Origin of the sequence: Vreelandella arctica, assembly GCF_037070215.1 — a bacterium.
GTDB lineage: Bacteria > Pseudomonadota > Gammaproteobacteria > Pseudomonadales > Halomonadaceae > Vreelandella > Vreelandella arctica.
In genome coordinates this window covers 156,394-173,210 of sequence record NZ_JBANSN010000005.1, presented here as the reverse complement: position 1 = coordinate 173,210, position 16,817 = coordinate 156,394, and the positions used below count along the sequence as shown (strand labels likewise).

General features: G+C 57.0%; 15 protein-coding genes. 6 read left to right on the top strand and 9 right to left on the bottom strand.

Translation table 11 applies throughout. From position 1 onward, the window contains the following. Positions 1–155: 155 nt before the first annotated feature. From V8L70_RS06485 to V8L70_RS06465, 5 genes are all read left to right on the top strand, one after another. A complete protein-coding gene (locus tag V8L70_RS06485; RefSeq protein WP_101148050.1) occupies positions 156–1,175 on the top strand; it encodes a TRAP transporter substrate-binding protein in 1,020 nt (339 codons plus the stop codon). 85 nt (positions 1,176–1,260) lie between these two features. Then, positions 1,261–1,872, top strand: coding sequence for a TRAP transporter small permease subunit (locus V8L70_RS06480; protein WP_101148051.1), 612 nt, complete (start codon positions 1,261–1,263; stop codon positions 1,870–1,872). Continuing rightward, on the top strand, positions 1,872–3,173 hold the full coding sequence (locus V8L70_RS06475; protein ID WP_008959428.1) for a TRAP transporter large permease: 1,302 nt from the start codon (positions 1,872–1,874) through the stop codon (positions 3,171–3,173). The genes V8L70_RS06480 and V8L70_RS06475 overlap by 1 nt, the downstream gene beginning before the upstream one ends. A 34-nt stretch (positions 3,174–3,207) precedes the next feature. Beyond that, on the top strand, positions 3,208–4,194 hold the full coding sequence (gene araD1, locus V8L70_RS06470) for an AraD1 family protein (protein WP_101148052.1): 987 nt from the start codon (positions 3,208–3,210) through the stop codon (positions 4,192–4,194). A gap of 30 nt (positions 4,195–4,224) precedes the next feature. Continuing rightward, positions 4,225–5,799 carry an aldehyde dehydrogenase (NADP(+)) gene (locus tag V8L70_RS06465; protein WP_101148053.1) on the top strand — a complete coding sequence of 525 codons (1,575 nt, stop codon included), beginning with the start codon at positions 4,225–4,227 and terminating at the stop codon, positions 5,797–5,799. A 19-nt stretch (positions 5,800–5,818) separates the two neighbouring features. On the opposite strand, the gene V8L70_RS06460 is transcribed toward V8L70_RS06465, so the two are convergent. The 4 genes from V8L70_RS06460 to V8L70_RS06445 all read right to left on the bottom strand — a co-directional run bounded on the left by V8L70_RS06460 (position 5,819) and on the right by V8L70_RS06445 (position 10,408). After that, a complete protein-coding gene (locus V8L70_RS06460) occupies positions 5,819–6,748 on the bottom strand; it encodes a Gfo/Idh/MocA family protein (RefSeq protein WP_101148054.1) in 930 nt (309 codons plus the stop codon). 78 nt (positions 6,749–6,826) lie between these two features. Beyond that, positions 6,827–7,597, bottom strand: a complete 771-nt coding sequence (locus V8L70_RS06455; RefSeq protein WP_008959424.1) for a FadR/GntR family transcriptional regulator — start codon at positions 7,595–7,597, stop codon at positions 6,827–6,829. A 31-nt stretch (positions 7,598–7,628) separates the two neighbouring features. Further along, positions 7,629–8,573 (bottom strand): DMT family transporter, encoded by a 945-nt coding sequence (locus V8L70_RS06450; protein WP_101148055.1) that lies wholly within the window; start codon positions 8,571–8,573, stop codon positions 7,629–7,631. A gap of 32 nt (positions 8,574–8,605) precedes the next feature. Next, the gene (locus V8L70_RS06445; protein ID WP_101148056.1) at positions 8,606–10,408 is read right to left on the bottom strand and encodes an IlvD/Edd family dehydratase; all 1,803 of its coding nucleotides are present in this window, start codon (positions 10,406–10,408) and stop codon (positions 8,606–8,608) included. 300 nt (positions 10,409–10,708) lie between these two features. Between V8L70_RS06445 and V8L70_RS06440 the strand changes: the two genes are divergently transcribed. Beyond that, a complete protein-coding gene (locus V8L70_RS06440) occupies positions 10,709–11,785 on the top strand; it encodes a TRAP transporter substrate-binding protein (protein WP_101148057.1) in 1,077 nt (358 codons plus the stop codon). Between the two features lie 59 nt (positions 11,786–11,844). Here the strand turns inward: V8L70_RS06440 and nanR are convergent, their stop codons facing one another. The 5 genes from nanR to V8L70_RS06415 all read right to left on the bottom strand — a co-directional run bounded on the left by nanR (position 11,845) and on the right by V8L70_RS06415 (position 16,794). Beyond that, positions 11,845–12,567 (bottom strand): transcriptional regulator NanR, encoded by a 723-nt coding sequence (gene nanR / locus V8L70_RS06435; protein ID WP_101148058.1) that lies wholly within the window; start codon positions 12,565–12,567, stop codon positions 11,845–11,847. A gap of 64 nt (positions 12,568–12,631) precedes the next feature. Beyond that, the gene (locus tag V8L70_RS06430; protein ID WP_101148059.1) at positions 12,632–13,720 is read right to left on the bottom strand and encodes an Ldh family oxidoreductase; all 1,089 of its coding nucleotides are present in this window, start codon (positions 13,718–13,720) and stop codon (positions 12,632–12,634) included. Between the two features lie 46 nt (positions 13,721–13,766). Next, positions 13,767–15,146 carry a TRAP transporter large permease gene (locus tag V8L70_RS06425; RefSeq protein ID WP_008959418.1) on the bottom strand — a complete coding sequence of 460 codons (1,380 nt, stop codon included), beginning with the start codon at positions 15,144–15,146 and terminating at the stop codon, positions 13,767–13,769. Positions 15,147–15,188: 42 nt separating this feature from the next. Beyond that, positions 15,189–15,731 carry a TRAP transporter small permease gene (locus V8L70_RS06420; RefSeq protein ID WP_101148060.1) on the bottom strand — a complete coding sequence of 181 codons (543 nt, stop codon included), beginning with the start codon at positions 15,729–15,731 and terminating at the stop codon, positions 15,189–15,191. A gap of 61 nt (positions 15,732–15,792) precedes the next feature. Next, complete coding sequence (locus V8L70_RS06415) at positions 15,793–16,794, bottom strand: sialic acid TRAP transporter substrate-binding protein SiaP (protein ID WP_101148061.1); 1,002 nt, start codon at positions 16,792–16,794, stop codon at positions 15,793–15,795. Between the last annotated feature and the right edge of the window lie 23 nt (positions 16,795–16,817).

Genomic DNA, 16,817 nt, shown 5'->3' with positions numbered 1-16,817 from the left:
TTGCACGACACTAAACCACCTTCAAGAGATAGTCGACCATACAAAAGTATATGTTGAACAATTGCTCTTAATGTTCAACATTACCCTCTCCATATGGGTCGCTGACCCTGTTCACCACCACTTTCTCCACAACAAGAATCTTGAGGAATAGTGCCATGCTCACATCGAAATACAGTTTGCTACTCACTGGCTCAGCGCTGCTGCTAGGCCTTTCAACGGCTCAGGCGGCCGAGTACGAGTGGAAGTTTCAGGCGTCAGAAACCTCGGGCGAGCCCAGCTTTAAGATCAAACAGGAATGGGCTAATAAGATCACAGCAATGACCGATGGCCGTGTTGAGATTGAGGTAATGCCGATTAACGCCGTGGTTGGCCCCACCGAAACGCTCTCGGCGGTCAGTGCCGGTATCCTGCAGGGTCATATGACCGACCCCAGTTACTTCTCTGGCCAGGATCCCGCGTTCGGCATGCTCGGTAACCTTGTTGGCGCCTGGCAGAATCCCTACGACTTCTTGGAGTACATGAAGTACGGCGGCGGCGAAGAGCTGTACAACGAACTAGTCGAACCTTATGGCGCGCATTTGATCAGCGCAGCGACCTTTCCGCTGGAGTCAGTACCCTCCACGGTACCTATCGAATCCATCGCCGATTTTGAAGGGCTTAAGATCCGCGCCCCCCAAGGCATGGTGTACAACATCTTCGAGCGCATTGGCGCCACGCCCGTCAATCTGCCGGGCTCTGAGGTATATACCGGTCTGGAAAAAGGTGTGATCGACGCTGCTGACTCCACGGTGCTCTCCAACAACGACGCCATGGGCCTGCACGCCTTCGCCCCTTACCCGCTTTACCCTGGCTTTCACTCCATGCCAATGATCGCTGTCTCGATCAACAAGGATATCTGGGATGGCCTGCCCGAGGAGCTACAAACGACGTTAAATACCGCCTTTGATGGCATGGCGTATGACCTGATTGCGCGCCTCAAAGAGCAGGATATTGAGACCTTACAGCGGCTTCAGGATGACCCAGACGTTCATCCCTTCAACTTGCCCGAAGAAGAGCGTAAGAAATTCCGCACCGCGGCTGAGCAGGAGTGGAAAGAGTGGGCGGGTGAAAATGAGATGACCCAGAAAGTCTATGACTCGGCGACCGCCTTTTTGCGCTCGCGCAATCTGCTCTAACGCCCTGTTCTCAATTTTCTGCCTCACTAACCTAACCAACGCATCGCTCGGGAAACATCCCGAGCGATGCGCGTAGAGTCGCGCCATGTCTCAAAAAACGCCTGACAATCAATATCGCTCTCCTCCCACACATGATCTTCCCGAGATTCTCGAAACGGTAGAGGAGATCTCTCCCGAGCGTAATGCGCTTGACCGATTGATCGCCCGTGGTGGCCAAGCTGTTTCCTGGTTGGTGCTGGTGGCAATGGGTATCAGCGTCGTCGAAGTCTTTATGCGTTACGGCTTTAACAACCCGACCTCGTGGGTGCACGAAACCGTCGTGTTTCTCATCGCCGTCATCTTTGTGCTGGGCGGACCAGCGGCCATGGCGCGCAACAGCCATATCCGCGTCAAAGTGCTCTACGACAGCGCCGGGCCACGCTTAAAATGCTGGATGGACCGCTTCAACGACCTACTCACCCTGATTTTCTGCCTGTCAATGAGCTACGCCGCTTTTCATATGTTTTGGGGCGCTTCCCATAACCCGCTTGGCGAATGGTCGCTGGAGCGCTCCGGCACCTCTTGGAATCCGCCCTTTCCAGCCATGGTGAAGGGCATGATTCTATTTGCTCTGGCATTAATGACCCTTCAAGCCTCACTGCATTTGTGGCAATCGATCCGAGCTAAGCCTAGCGCTGCAAGTGAGGAGCCTCGCTAATGGATATTTCAACTGCAACGATCCTCATGGTCGGAGCCATTTTCGCGCTGCTGGTCACTGGCCTGCCGCTGGCGTTTATCACCGGTTTGGTGGCGATGGCGTTCACCTTCGGCTGGTTCGGTGAAGCGGCGCTGCCGCTGGTTACCAGCCGCGTCTATGGGTTTATCACCGAGTACTCGCTGGTGGCGGTGCCTATGTTCGTGTTGATGGCATCGCTACTGGATCGCTCTGGCATCGCCAAAGATCTGTTCAATGCCATGCGCGTTTTCGCTGGCCGCTTGCCGGGCGGCGTTGCTGTGCAAACCATCGTCGTGGCGTTTTTCCTGGCTGCCCTCTCGGGCATTATCGGCGGTGAAATCGTACTGCTAGGTATTTTGGCGTTGCCGCAAATGCTGCGTCTCGGCTATGACAAGCATCTCTCCATCGGGGTAGTGTGTGCCGGTGGCGCCCTGGGCACCATGATGCCGCCCTCAATCGTACTAATTATCTACGGCCTGATCGCCAGCGTATCGATTGCCGACCTGTTCGCCGCGGCCGTGACGCCAGCGGTGATTCTGATGGGGTCTTATATTGCCTATGTCCTGGTGCGCTGCCTAAAAAATCCAGCCCTAGGGCCGCCGTTAGATAAAAATGCTCAAGATAACCCCTTCGCCACCAAGCTGGACGCGGCGAAAGCCATTTTGCTGCCTGGGCTGATTGCCTTTTTGGTGTTAGGCACTATCTATGGTGGGGTCGCCTCGGTCACTGAAGCAGCGGCCATGGGCGTCTTTGGCGTACTGCTTGCCACCATCATTCGCGGCGAATTCACCCCAGGCATGCTGCACCACAGCTTGGGCCAAACCATGAATACCTGCGGCATGATCATCTGGATCGGCATCGGCGCCGCCGCTCTGGTGGGCGTCTACAACCTGATGGGGGGCAACCGCTTTGTCTCAAGCTTGATTCTGGGGCTTGATGTAGCGCCGATTGTGATTATCCTGGTAATGATGGCGATTATGTTGGTGCTGGGGCTATTCCTCGATTGGATTGGGATTGCCATGCTGGCACTGCCAATCTTTCTGCCCATTGTTATTCAGCTCGGTTTCGACCCGATCTGGTTCGGCATTCTGTTCGCCGTCAATATGCAGGTGTCGTTCTTGTCACCGCCCTTCGGGCCCGCCGCTTTCTACCTTAAAAGCGTGGCACCCCCGGATATCAGCCTGAAGGATATTTACCTATCCGTACTGCCCTTTATGGCTATTCAGCTGTGTGTACTCGCGGCGCTATTGATGTGGCCGCAACTCGCCATCTGGCCGCTTTGATAACGACTACAATAGGTTTCATAAGGAGATCACTATGCGACTGATTCAGTGTGACTACCAAGGCCAAGTTCGCGCCGCGCTGGTAGAGAGTGAACAGCAAGTTAGGCTGCTCGACTGCGACACCTATACGCTCGCCAACCGCGCCATTAACGCTGGTCAGTCACTTAGTGACTCTGTGACCGCCGCGCTGACCGACACGCGTTTGGATTACCAAGCGTTAGTAGACGATAAGCATCTGCTGCCACCATTGACCCATTCCGATCCGGCCCACTGCCTGGTGACCGGCACCGGCCTCACCCACCTAGGCAGTGCCGACACCCGCTCGGCGATGCATGCTAAAGCCCAAGCTGCGGAAGAAGATCTAACCGACTCCATGCGCATGTTTAAGCTGGGGGTGGAAGGCGGCAAACCCAACGCGGGCGAGATCGGCGCGCAACCTGAGTGGTTCTACAAGGGTGATGGCCAGTGTGTGGTAGCGCCGGAAGCAGCGATCCCGTCGCCAGCGTTCGCTCAGGATGCAGGCGAGGAACCCGAACTGGCAGGCCTTTACGTTATTGGCAAGGACGGTCTACCCTGGAGAGTCGGGTACGCGCTGGGCAACGAGTTTTCTGACCATGTCACCGAGCGCTTTAATTATTTATGGCTGGCTCACTCCAAGCTACGCGCCTGCAGCTTTGGGCCCGAGCTATTGATTGGCGAGCTGCCAGCCCATTTAGAAGGCTCCAGCTCGATTCAACGTAACGGCGAGACCGTATGGGAAAAGCCTTTTTTGACCGGCGAAGCCAATATGGCCCACAGTCTGGCCAACCTTGAATACCATCACTTTAAGTACCCAGGTTTCCGGCGCCCTGGCGATATCCACGTACATTTTTTCGGCACTGCTACGCTAAGCTTTGCTGACAACATCAAAGTGCGCGAAGGCGACCGCTTTGAGATCTGTATCAACGAATTTGGCCGGGCTCTGCGCAATCCGCTTCAGGTGGAGGCAGACGCACCGGCGGTTACCGTTCAATCGCTTTGACACTATTTTTTAGCACCAGCAGGAGGTTATATGAATTTGGAAGGCAAACTACTAATTGGTCAGCAGGCCATTAGCGGCCAACAGGCTGACATTCAAGCCGTTAATCCCGCCACCGGTGAAAAGCTTAGCCCCCCCTACCCTGGCGGCAGCAAAGCCGAAGTCGAACAGGCCTGTGCGTTAGCCGAAGCAGCATTTGATAGCTATCGCGAAACCGGCCTAGAGGCGCGGGCAACGTTTCTTGAGACGATTGCCGCTGAAATTGAAGGAATCGGTGATGAGCTGGTTGAGCGCGCCATGGCCGAAACCGGCCTGCCCCGCCCGCGCATAGAAGGCGAACGTGGCCGCACCTGTGGCCAGCTTCGCCTGTTCGCCTCGGTAGTCCGCGCCGGAGAGTGGTTGGATGTGCGTATCGATCCGGCCATGCCCGATCGTGAGCCTCTACCGCGCGCCGACCTGCGTCAGCGCCATATTGGGCTAGGCCCGGTGGCGGTGTTTGGCGCCAGCAACTTCCCGCTCGCCTTCAGTGTGGCCGGTGGCGATACCGCCTCTGCGCTGGCGGCTGGCTGCCCGGTCGTGGTCAAAGGTCACTCTGCCCACCCCGGCACTTCCGAGCTGGTAGGCCGCGCCATTCAGCGCGCCGTGGCCGCGTGCAAACTGCCTGAGGGCGTCTTCTCACTGCTGTTTGGTTCTGGCAAAGAGATCGGTCAGGCACTGGTTGCTGACCCGCGCATTCAAGCCGTTGGCTTTACCGGTTCACGCAGCGGTGGCACGGCATTGATGGCCACGGCCCAAGCGCGGCCGCAGCCGATCCCGGTCTACGCTGAAATGAGCTCGATCAACCCGGTGTTTCTGCTGCCGGAAGCGCTCAAGGCGCGCGGTAAAGCGATTGCCGAAGGGTTTGTCGGCTCGCTCAACATGGGCGCTGGGCAGTTCTGCACCAACCCTGGGCTGGTCATTGCGGTGGAAGGCCCTGAGCTGGATGCCTTTGTTGCGGCGGCAGGTGAAGCTGTTAAGGGTAGTGCAGGCCAAACCATGCTGACGCCGGGCATTCATGACGCCTATCAGCAGGGCGTAGGTCGCCTCGCAAGCCATGCTAAAGTAACCGAAGTGGCGCGTGGCCAGGCAGGTGAGACAGCTCACCCCTGCCAAGCGGGCCTATTCGTTACCCAGGCGGAGGCGTTCCTGAGTGACCCCGAGTTACAAGAAGAAGTGTTCGGTTCCACATCGCTGGTCATCGCCTGTGCCGATGCTCAGGAAGTAGCCCGTGTGGCGGCTCAGTTGGAAGGCCAGCTCACCATTACGCTGCAGATGGATGACGGTGACTTGGCGACTGCCAAGCAACTGCTGCCGACGCTAGAGCGCAAAGCGGGACGCATTCTGGCCAATGGCTGGCCGACGGGCGTAGAAGTATGCCACGCCATGGTACACGGCGGCCCTTATCCGGCGACGTCGGATTCACGCACCACCTCGGTGGGCAGCGCGGCGATCTTCCGCTTCCTGCGCCCGGTGTGCTACCAGGCGCTGCCGGAAGGCCTACTGCCTGAGGCGATTCGTGATGGTAACCCGGCTGGCGTATCACGCTTGGTCGATGGTAAGCGTGAATAAACCAGCGTCACTCAAGACGTTACTCAATGAAGGCGTCGGTGGTTTCTCGATGACCGTATAGAAACGCATCGGCGACTTGGCGCAGCGGGGCAACATCCACCTCGCTGCGCCTGTTTGCGACTAGCTCAGCAAAACGTGCGTAGAGGCCTTGATACTCGCGCTCTTCGGCTTCCACCACGAGTTCGCCGTCAATCATCAAGCAGCAGCCGCCTTGGGTAAGACTCAAGCGACTGCCATCACTACTCTCGACATGCATATCCCAGGTGGGCGGACCGCTCTGACGAAAGTCAAAGGCTGCCGCAATGGCTGCGCCTTCAGGGTCTGTAAAGGAGAGCTCCGCCGCAATCGGCGTTTGCGCATTGCTCGGCACTAGCAGCCGCGCTTGTTGCAGAAAAAACGGTTGAGGTAGGATTTCGGTCGCAATCGACAGCGCGTTAATACCGGGATCAAACACGCCCATGCCACCAGGCTGCCAGATCCATGCCTGACCCGGATGCCACACCCGCACATCCTCCTTCCACTCGATCTCAACCCGCTGCACCTGACGGTCGGCTAACCACTGCTGTGCGTGCGCTACGCCGGGCGCAAAGCGCGAGTGCCAAGCCGCGAACAGGCTGACGCCTTGTTGCTTAGCGCAGGCAATTAAGTCCTCTACTTCGCTTAACGTCGCCCCTGGCGGTTTTTCCAGCAGCACGTGTTTACCACGCATCAACGCTGCTCGCGCCTGTGAATAGCGCAAATGCGTTGGCGTACAAATGGCGACGGCGGTGATGTCAGGATGTGCGTCAAGCATCGCCTCCAGGCCTTGATAAGCGGGTAAATCCGGCAGTGAGGCGTGGGGGTCTGCCGTGGCAACAAGGTGGCAGTTTGGAGTAGCGGCGATTGCCGGTAGGTGTTGGTCGCGAACAATCTTGCCCACGCCCACCAGGCCAAGGGTGAAGTCAGACATACGCTTGCCTTTGTTTTAAGGGAAAAATCGTTTTAATGGAAGAATCGCTTAACTGAAAGTGGCTGAGAGGGGTCAGGGTCAATGCGTGTTATGAGGCAACTCGACACTGCGGCCCAGTGAGCTGGCGCTATGCTCTAAGCCCAACGCAGCGGCGGTGCCCGCCAATACCGCTTGAGCCGCTAAAAATGCTTCGCGGGGGCGGCGCAGGCGAATGCTCTCCATCAGCTGACGATGACGCTCCAGGCTTTCATCGGGGTCAACGGCATTCTCGTTGGACATGGACACCAGCATAAAGATAGAGGGCCGCAGGATATGCGATAACTGCGCCCAGACAATATTGTGGGTCGCTTTGAAGATCGCCTCATGGAAGGCAACATCACACTCGCTATGCAGCCGCCGCTCCTCTTCGCAGGTGGCATTGCGCAGGTTCTGCCCCAGCCCTTCAAAGGCTTCTTCGATGGCCACCAGATCACGCGCTTTAGCGCGCTTGGCGGCGGTCATCGCCACATAGGGTTCTACATCCAAACGAAAGGCGAGGATTTCGCGCTGTATTTCCGGATTGGGGGCGGCGTAGCGGGTCAGCCAGTCGGTCACCTGAGCGTCAAGAATATGCCACTCTGAGTACTCGCGTACTTTGGAGCCGTGCCCAGAGATACGCTCGATAATGCCCGCCTCCACCAACTGACGAAGGTCGCTGCGCACCGCCGAGCGATTGATCGCAAAGCGTTCACATAGATCCATTTCACGCGGCACAAGGTCGCCGGGATGATAGCGCCCGCCAAAGATCTCCTCGGCGAGGTATTCGGCGATACTGGGGCGAGCGGCTGGCTTGCTGAGAGATGACGTCACTACGTTAAGACCCTATTTCGATTCCTGCCCATCATAACGTACTTGACCGGTCTACTGTTATCGGTGAGGCAGGTTCAAATCCGGCGCGCATGCGTAGCTCAAGGCGCCTTTCATAGAGGCCCTTCGCACTCAGTGTGCCCAGTACCAGAAGGCCGCCGACTATGGCGATCGGCGCGGGTTGTTCACCTATAATCCACCAAGCTAATAGCGTCCCCATCACCACTTCAAGCAAGAGCAGTAGGCCAACTTCCGCAGAGGGTAGATAGAGCGGCCCGCGCTGTAGTAGCGTCACCCCGCAGGGCACGATAATCAGACACAGCAGGATCACCACGGCGAGTTGGTTGGTGGCTGGCAGGCTCGGTTCACTCCCCGCCAGCCAAAACAGTCCCGCCGTGCTGCCGACAATCAGGCCGTTAAACACTAGCATCGGGCTCATATCCACCCCCGGCCGCGTGCGGCAGAGAGTGAAATTAATCGCCAGGGTGGTTGCTGCCATCAAGGCGAAAGCGTTCCCCACCCACGAGCCGGCACCCGCATCATCCAGCGCGATCATCGCTATACCCACCATGCAGAGACAAATTGCCAGCCAAGTACGCCTGGGCAACCGCTCTTTGAGGATAATCCAGGAGAGAACAGCGGCGATAATCGGCGAACTAGCCAGTATCATCAGCACGTTGCCTGCCTTGGTGTACTGGTTGCCCAGCACGAAGCCACAGGTGGTCAGGCTGAATAGCAGCGCCACGGCGATGCCGGTCCAGCCACAGCGACGGTAGGCGGCCAGCGTGCCTCGGCCATAGCGCGCCAAGGCAATCAGCAGAAAACCCAGCCCGGAGAGGAAACCGCGCCACATCAGTATTTCCGCGTCGGGCAGGTCAGCTACCTTGATCAGCAAGGCATCCGGCGCCATGATTATCGCGCCGCCGCCGGTCAACAGCAGCCCCTGCTGGCGATGCGACAAGGTACTAAAACGGCTCATCTGAATATTAATCCCTTAACTGATTTGCCCCTTTAATGGTTATCCCGCGGCGGATGCTGGCGAGCGACATCGCGATACTTGGTGGCAGGCGCTAGCGTCATGCCGCGGTCCAGCGGTTCGACCATGCTGCGCTGAATTTCCTGCCAAGGCGTCTGATGACCGGGGTAGCGATAGCCACCCTGCTGAGCTAAGCGCTCGCGACGTGCCTCCAGCTCACTGGCTTCAATCAAAAGCTGTACCTCACCACGTTTGAGATCGACCCGCAGCCGATCACCGCTTTCCAGCAGCGCCAGGCCGCCGCCGGTAGCGGCTTCCGGGGAGGCATTAAGGATCGACGGCGAGCCAGAGGTGCCTGACTGGCGGCCATCGCCCAGGCACGGCAGCGATTCGATGCCCTGTTTGATCAGCGCCTCTGGCGGCTGCATGTTGACGACCTCGGCACCGCCGGGGTGGCCAACCGGGCCTGCGCCGCGCATCACCAGAATGGTACGAGCATCAATGTTCAGCGCCGGGTCATCAATGCGGGCGTGGTAATCCTCCGAGCCGTCAAATACCACGACCTTGCCTTCAAAGGCTTCCGGGTCGTTGGGATCATTCAGGAAGCGCTCGCGGAAATCCCGGGAGATCACGCTGGTTTTCATCAATGCGGAGTCGAACAGATTGCCCTTGAGATTGAGGAAGCCTGCATGATTCACCAGTGGATCGTTATAACGGCAAATCACGTCGATATCCTGGGTTTCGCGACCCTGTAGGTTATCGCCTATCGAGCGGCCATTCACCGTCAGCGCATCACTGTGCAGCTTACCCGCCGTTTGTAACTCGTGGAGAATCGCAGGAACGCCGCCAGCGCGATAGAACTCTTCGCATAGGAAAGCGCCAGCAGGCATAACGTTGGCCAGCAGCGGGATTTCATGGCCCAGACGCTGCCAGTCGTCATTATCCAGCTCGATACCCGTATGGCGGGCAATTGCATTGATGTGCACCGGTGCGTTTGAAGAGCCGCCCAGCGCGGAACACGCCACAATCGCGTTCTCAAACGCTTCGCGGGTCAGGATATCCAGCGGGCGCAGATCTTCCCAGACCATATCGACAATCCGCGTGCCGGTGTCGTAGGCGACCATGGCGCGCTCTTTATAAGGCGCGGGAATCACTGCAGAACCGGGCAAGCTCATTCCCAGCACTTCCGCCATGGAGTTCATGGTGGAAGCGGTGCCCATGGTATTGCAGTGGCCAATCGAGGGTGCCGAATCGCTGGCGCGGGAAAGGAACTCCGCGTAGTCGATATCGCCCGCTGCCAGGCGCTTACGTAGCTCCCAGATAATCGTGCCCGAACCCACCCGCTCGGCGCCGCGCCAGCCGTTTAGCATCGGCCCACCGGAAAGCACTATCGCGGGAATATTCACCGTTGCTGCGGCCATCAGGGCCGCTGGCGTGGTTTTATCGCAGCCGGTGGTTAATACCACGCCGTCTAGCGGGTAGCCGTGGAGCACTTCCACAATGCCCAAATAGGCAAGATTACGATCTAACGCCGCAGTGGGTCGGCGCACGTTCTCATGAATCGGGTGCATGGGAAATTCAAACGGCACGCCGCCTGCGGCGCGGATACCGTCTTTCACCCGCTTGACCAAATCAATATGGTGGCGGTTACACGGGGTTAAATCCGAGCCTGACTGGCAAATACCGATAATCGGTTTACCGCTGGTCAACTCATCCAGCGTGATGCCGTAATTGAGATAGCGCTCAATGCACAGCGCCGTGGTACCGGGGTGATCAGGGTTATCAAACCAGTAGCGTGAACGCAGCTGCTCAGGCGTTATGCGTTGAAAATTGGCCATGGGGACACTCCACGCCTAAAGTAAAGGTTGTAAGAACGTTTATAAGAACAGTTTTAAAAACTGCTATAAGAACGAAAGAAAGATTGCCACGAAGGTACGCTTTCTTTATTGCGGCGTCGATACATACAAAAGTATATGTTGAACATATGCGAAAAACGTTACACATTCACCTAAGGGTCGCGGTGCTGACGCGTTAAAGCCAGCGCCGCTACCAGACAACAACAACAGCCACCACGCTGTAGCTTGCTTAGAAGACTCCCTTAGTAAAGCGACCTACAGCACGCCAGGAGAATGACGATTATGCATCATCTTTGGAAGCGCACTCTGTTAGTGACCGGCGCTACGCTGCTCAGCTCAGGCATGGTTTACGCGCAAACACCCGATCTATCCGACCCGCCGGAGATTGAGGGCGACACCGTAGGTGACCACGGTAGCGTCACGTTACGCATGGGGCTTGGGTTGGCCGAAAGCTCGCCACAATACCTCTCTAGCCAATATTTTGCGGATATTCTTGACGAGCGCAGTGAAGGGCGCATTACCGTTAATATTTTCCCTAATAGCCAGCTTGGCGATGACGTGCAGATGATGGAAATGCTGCAGACCGGCACGCTGGATATGACCTATCCTTCTTCTTCTCCCGCCACGGGCTATGTTGAAGAACTGGCGGTTTTCGACTTACCGTTCTTGCTGCCCACCCGTGAAGCGGCCGTTAAGGCCATGCGCAGCGATGCTGCCCAGGAGATGCTTGACGCTTTCGATGGCACCGGCTTGAAAGCACTAGCGTTCTCTGAAAATGGCTTCCGCCAGCTCTCCAATAGCGCCCGGGAAGTCACTTCCCCAGAAGATGTGGCGGGTCTAGATGTTCGCGGCTTGTCGATTCGCACCATGGAAAACCCGGTGCACTTAGCTATTTGGGAAGCGCTGGGCGCCAACCCCACCCCCATGGCATTTGGTGAACTGTTCTCTGCCATGGAGCAGGGCGTAGTGGATGGTCAGGAAAACCCCTGGAGCACCATTCTGACGTCCAATTTCCATGAAGTGCAGGATTATGGCTCCGAAACCCGCCACGTCTATACGCCCTTCATCAAAATGATCTCTCAGCGTACTTGGGACGAACTCGACCCTGAATATCAGGAACTTGTTCAGGAAGCCGCGCTGCAGGCTGCCGATTACGAAATCCAACTTTCCAGCGAGTACGACGACTGGGCGCGCGAGCAGCTTGAAGAACGTGGCATGCAAATCACCCGTCTTAATGACGAGCAGATTGCCGCTTTCCAGGAAGCCGTGCAGCCTGTTTACGAAGAGTGGGCACCGCGCATTGGCGAAGATCTCGTAGCTGAATTCCAAGAGATTGCTGAATCGACAATGACCGAGTAATGCCATCCCTGCCGCCGAATAAAAAAGGCGGCAGGACTATTTATATGGCTTATAAAGCATTAAGAAGCGTCCGAGAGGCGCTTTTTTAGTTGCATATAAGTGCCGTAGTGACGGTCAAGGTGGCGTCGCATGGCCGCCTCGGCCGCATCCGGGTCGCGGGACTCAATGGCAGCAATGATTTCGGTGTGGGCAGCGGTCGCGGCTTTATCCTCATCTTTTTGCTGCAACACGAGCGCACGGCGATCATCCAGCCATTCGGAAAGCGCCACGTGAATGGCATCGAAGATGGGGTTACGGCCAATACTCGCCAACACGCCATGGAAGTCGTTATCGGAGCGCTTGAAGCGCGCTTCGTCACCAATGGCATCGCGGTTATCCGCTAATGCAGCATGTAGCCTAGCAAGGTCCTCCTCGCTGGCGTGGCGAGCCGCGTAGCGTGCCAGGGATATCTCGAACATGGCCCGCGCTTCCTGAAAATACTGCTGACCATCGGGCTTGGAAAGCAGTTGCCGGGTAACGCCGGAGAGTCTCGCCATTACCGCCTCGGCGGTAGGACGAATCACCCGGGCCCGTGTACCGCTGTTGATGGCGATGAGTCCAAGCTGCTGCAGGTGGAAAAGCGCTTCACGTACCGCCGGCCTGCCAACGCCAAACTGCTCCATCAATTCCCGTTCTGACGGCAATTGATCATTTTCACTTAGCCGCCCTTCGAGAATCTCCGCCTCGAGCTGTTCAGCGACCTGTTCGGACAGCGTTTTACGCTCGATCCGGTATCTGCTCATAGGCAGTCACCCCTGGTTAACCTGGAATTCGCCGCCATTTTACTGCATTTCTCGTTATTATCCTTCAAACCAGCTGAGAGAGCGGCGTTATTTGGTACTGCTCGGCGATCTCGGCATAGGCTATTTGATTGGCAGAATCGAGCGGAATGCCTTCGGCGTCGCGCTGGGCCCGGCAGCGCCATTCACGATCACCCGGCGCCATTACCTGGGCATTGGGTGCAGCAGGCTGGGCACGCAGGTCGGCTAGGTACTCGGCCATTCCGTGCGCAAAGGTGCCCGCCTCCACAAACGCATCTGGCTTCATGACCAGGAAGAAATGCCCTACCCCGCGTGGCGTCGACATGTCTGGCCCGCCCATGGGCAGCAGCTTGAAGCCATGCTGCATGCCCGACAGCATCGAGCTCAGAACCTCCACCATGCCACCCAATCCCGCGCCCTTGAAGCCGAAGCCGCTGCCGCCCAGCGGCAACAGTGCGGCCACTTCACTAGGAACGCGGCTTACCTGCCCGGCAGCATCCGCCGCGACTTGATCCGGCAGTTCGCGGCCAATCGCACCGAACTGCTGCACGCGATTCCAGGGAACCGAGCTGGTGGCCATATCCAGCAGGTAAGGCGACTCGCCCGCTACCGGCGCCGCAAAGGCGATGGGGTTGGTGCCGTGAAAGGGCTTGGCGCCCTCATGCAGCAGCACAAAAGGGTCCGAATTGCAGAACGCCATCCCCACATAGCCACACTCCGCCGCCGCCAGCGCGTAGCACCCGGCTGCTCCAAAATGCGATGAGTTACCCACCGCCACAGCGCCGATGCCCGTCACTTCGGCCATGGCAGTGGCGTGCTCCATAGCGGTGTATCCCGCCAAGTGGCCCAACCCGTCATCCCCATCTAAAAAGCCCGTGGCTGCTAGGCGCTGGTTAAACACCATGTTGGGGGCGCCGTTAATACGCCCGCCTTTGAGGGCCAGCAAATAGTGGGGCAACAGCCGTAAACCGTGGCTATCGGTCCCCATCCGCGAAGCAGTGACAAGGGCTCGGGTTACTGCATCCGCTGATGCCTGATCAGCTCCCGTAGCCGCCAACGCGGCTTGCATAAAACGGCTAAGGTCTTCACGGTTCACGCGAAACTCTTGCAATGTACCTGGCAACGTATCACTCATGGGTTAGATACTCCTGGTCTTAATATTAATCCGTTACCGGCACAACCTAGCGATAAATAAGTGTGGGTAGCCACATGGAGATCGCCGGAATAAAGGTCACCAATAGCAGGCAGATGACCAAGGGAATCAGGAACGGCATGGTGCCGCGCATGCAGCGCTCGAAGCTGACGTTAGAGACCCTGGAAAGCACATAAAGCACCATGCCGACCGGCGGGGTTAGCAGCCCTATCATTAAATTGAGCACCATGATCACCCCAAAGTGAACCGGGTCGACGCCCACGGCAACGGCCATGGGCAGCAGCACCGGCACCAGAATAGTGATTGCGGCGATGGTTTCCATAAAACAGCCAACGATAATCAACACGATATTGGCCATCATCAGCACGGCGAACTTGCTGTCAGCAAAGGGGCCCATTAGGGCAATCACGTTCTGGGTGACCTGATTGCTGGTGAGGATCCAGGCAAAAATCGATGCTGAGGAGACAATAAACAGGATGACCGCCGTGGTCTCGATGGTTTCCATACTAACTTTCAGCAGCTTGCGCCAAGTCAACGTGCGGTAAACCACCACGCCCAGAAGCAGCGCATAGAACACCGCCGCTACCGCGGCCTCAGTGGGTGTAAAAGCCCCGGTGATGATCCCGCCAACAATAATGATCGGCGTCATCAGCGATAAGAAAGCCCGTTTGAAGGTATGGCCAAGCACGCGCATCGAGAACACCGCGTCGCGTTGATAGCCACGCCGACGCGAGATAATAAAGATCATCAGCATCAGCATGGCGCCCATCAGCAGTCCTGGAATCAGCCCCGCTGCGAACAGCTGGCCCACCGAGGCCGAGGCCATCACGCCGTAAATCACCATGGGTAGGCTAGGTGGAATAATCGGGCCGATGGTAGAGGAAGCAGCGGTAATACCTACCGCGAACTCCTCATCGTAGCCAGCGTCTTTCATCGCCTTGACTTCAATCATGCCTAGGCCGCCGGCATCCGCCACAGCAGCCCCCGACATTCCGGAAAACACAATGCTGGCACCAACGTTGACGTGACCCAGGCCACCGCGCATCCAGCCCATTAGGGCCTTGGCGAAATTGAAGATCCGCTCGGTAATGCCGCCGTTGTTCATCAAACTACCGGCAAAGATAAAGAACGGAATCGCCAACAGCGGGAAGCTGTCGATGCCGTTGATCATGCGATGGGCCACCACGATATTGGGGACTTGTCCGGTAATCAGCACAAACATCAAGCAGGCGCCCGCTAGGCTGATGGCAATCGGCACGCCCAGCACCAGCATGGTGAATAGCGCGAAAAACAAAAAAGCAAGATGGTAGCCCATCAGCGGTAAGATCACGCAGCCCAACACTGCCAACGCCGCCAGCAGCGGGGACACCAGTGGCGTCTGCCAGCGCATCAAGGAAATTCGGGACATGGGAAACCTCTCAATGAAAATGGCACGACCGGAAACCACCCTTCACGCATCATTGGTACGATCCCGATACTTCAAATAAAGCCGCTGCACGGTGCGAAACGCCATCAGTACAAACGCCCCGCACACGGTGAAATAGATAATGCTCTTGGGTAGGTCGATGGAGACCATCAAACTACTGGTGCGGGATGCCAGTTGGTAAGTCACCCATGCCATCGCTATATAGAAACTAAGACTTACGAGGTTAACGAGCCGCTCCAGCAAAAGGGCTTGCCACGCAGGCATATAATGGTAGAAAAACTCCACCATGATATGGCTGCCATTGCGGGCAGCCATCACGCTACCCATAAAGCCCACTCCGATCAGCAAATAGCGGGCTATCTCCTCAGTCCATCCAATAGAGTCACCCATTACGTAGCGGCTAAAAAATTGGGCAAACACCACTAAAATCAGCGCCCAAAAGAGGATAAGGGTCACCAAATCTTCAATCCGGTAATCACTTAGCCTAAACGGAGCATCATCAAAGGCGGATTCAAAATCGATCATGGGATCGCCGATTGGCGCGGCGTCTTCTCGCGTATCATTCATGGCACCAAGCTCCAGGCACTCCGCCCGATTAAAAGCGGAGTGCTACTAAACAAGGGTTGGATTACTGGCCGATAGCCTGAAGACGATCGTAGGTTTCCTGATCCCACGTGGCAGCGTCGCCATTGTGTGCAGGCACTACGGCTTCACGAAAGATGTCGCGATCCACTTCGTTCACCGTGTTGCCCTGCTCTTCGAACCATGCCACCAGCTCTTCCTCTGATTTGAGGATATCCTGAGTGTTGTTCTCGGCAGCTTCCTGGAAAACCTCGCGGAATATTTCACGATCCTCTTCGGAGAGCTGGTTCCAACGTGGGCCACCGACAATAGTGATTAACGAGTCGGTGATATGGCCGGTAAGATTGATGTAATCCTGCACTTCGTGGAAAGCCTTGGCACGAATGGTAGGTAGCGGGTTTTCCTGTGCGTCTACCACGCCTTGTTGCAGTGCTAGATAGACCTCGTCAAAGGCGATGGGGGTGGGGTTTGCGCCAACGGCTTCGGGCATCATCATATACATCGGCGCGTTGGGAACGCGGATCTTCAGGCCTTCCATGTCCGCCGGCTCGTTGATTGCCTCATTGGAAGTGACATGACGCTCGCCATAGTAGTTGAGCGCCAGGGGAACGTTGCCTGTTTGATCCTGATAGCCCTGGGAAATCTCCTTGAATAGGTCACTGTCGGCAAAAGCCTGCCAGTGATCAAAGTCGCGGAACATATAAGCAGCACCGGCAATGCCGATAGGGCCGTAAGCGCGTCCAGCAAACTGTGTGCCGGTATAAATAACGTCCACAGTGCCCAGTTCAAGCCCTTCGTTAATATCCTCTTCTTTACCTAACGATGAGGCAGGATGCACCTGCATGGTGTAGCGGCCATCGGTTCGCTCCTCGATCTCATCAGCGGCCCATAGCGCCCATTTGTGGAAGGGCTCAGAGGTTTCATAAACGTGGGCGAAGCGCAGATTTTCGGCGGCTTGAGCCGCAGCGGTAAAACCGATGCCTGCAGCGATTAGAGAGGCGGTCAGCAAGCGGGCCATTTTGATATGGCGTTGGCTTTTGTGGCTCATCGTGTACTCCTCACAACCATTGG

What these genes read in the sequence shown, in the direction of transcription:
- V8L70_RS06420 (WP_101148060.1), bottom strand. Translation starts at nt 15,731, where the DNA reads ATGAATGATACGCGAGAAGACGCCGCGCCAATCGGCGATCCCATGATC.
- V8L70_RS06465 (WP_101148053.1), top strand. Translation starts at nt 4,225, where the DNA reads ATGAATTTGGAAGGCAAACTACTAATTGGTCAGCAGGCCATTAGCGGC.
- V8L70_RS06445 (WP_101148056.1), bottom strand. Translation starts at nt 10,408, where the DNA reads ATGGCCAATTTTCAACGCATAACGCCTGAGCAGCTGCGTTCACGCTAC.
- nanR (WP_101148058.1), bottom strand. Translation starts at nt 12,567, where the DNA reads ATGAGCAGATACCGGATCGAGCGTAAAACGCTGTCCGAACAGGTCGCT.
- V8L70_RS06485 (WP_101148050.1), top strand. Translation starts at nt 156, where the DNA reads ATGCTCACATCGAAATACAGTTTGCTACTCACTGGCTCAGCGCTGCTG.
- V8L70_RS06460 (WP_101148054.1), bottom strand. Translation starts at nt 6,748, where the DNA reads ATGTCTGACTTCACCCTTGGCCTGGTGGGCGTGGGCAAGATTGTTCGC.
- V8L70_RS06450 (WP_101148055.1), bottom strand. Translation starts at nt 8,573, where the DNA reads ATGAGCCGTTTTAGTACCTTGTCGCATCGCCAGCAGGGGCTGCTGTTG.
- araD1 (WP_101148052.1), top strand. Translation starts at nt 3,208, where the DNA reads ATGCGACTGATTCAGTGTGACTACCAAGGCCAAGTTCGCGCCGCGCTG.
- V8L70_RS06475 (WP_008959428.1), top strand. Translation starts at nt 1,872, where the DNA reads ATGGATATTTCAACTGCAACGATCCTCATGGTCGGAGCCATTTTCGCG.
- V8L70_RS06480 (WP_101148051.1), top strand. Translation starts at nt 1,261, where the DNA reads ATGTCTCAAAAAACGCCTGACAATCAATATCGCTCTCCTCCCACACAT.
- V8L70_RS06415 (WP_101148061.1), bottom strand. Translation starts at nt 16,794, where the DNA reads ATGAGCCACAAAAGCCAACGCCATATCAAAATGGCCCGCTTGCTGACC.
- V8L70_RS06425 (WP_008959418.1), bottom strand. Translation starts at nt 15,146, where the DNA reads ATGTCCCGAATTTCCTTGATGCGCTGGCAGACGCCACTGGTGTCCCCG.
- V8L70_RS06430 (WP_101148059.1), bottom strand. Translation starts at nt 13,720, where the DNA reads ATGAGTGATACGTTGCCAGGTACATTGCAAGAGTTTCGCGTGAACCGT.
- V8L70_RS06440 (WP_101148057.1), top strand. Translation starts at nt 10,709, where the DNA reads ATGCATCATCTTTGGAAGCGCACTCTGTTAGTGACCGGCGCTACGCTG.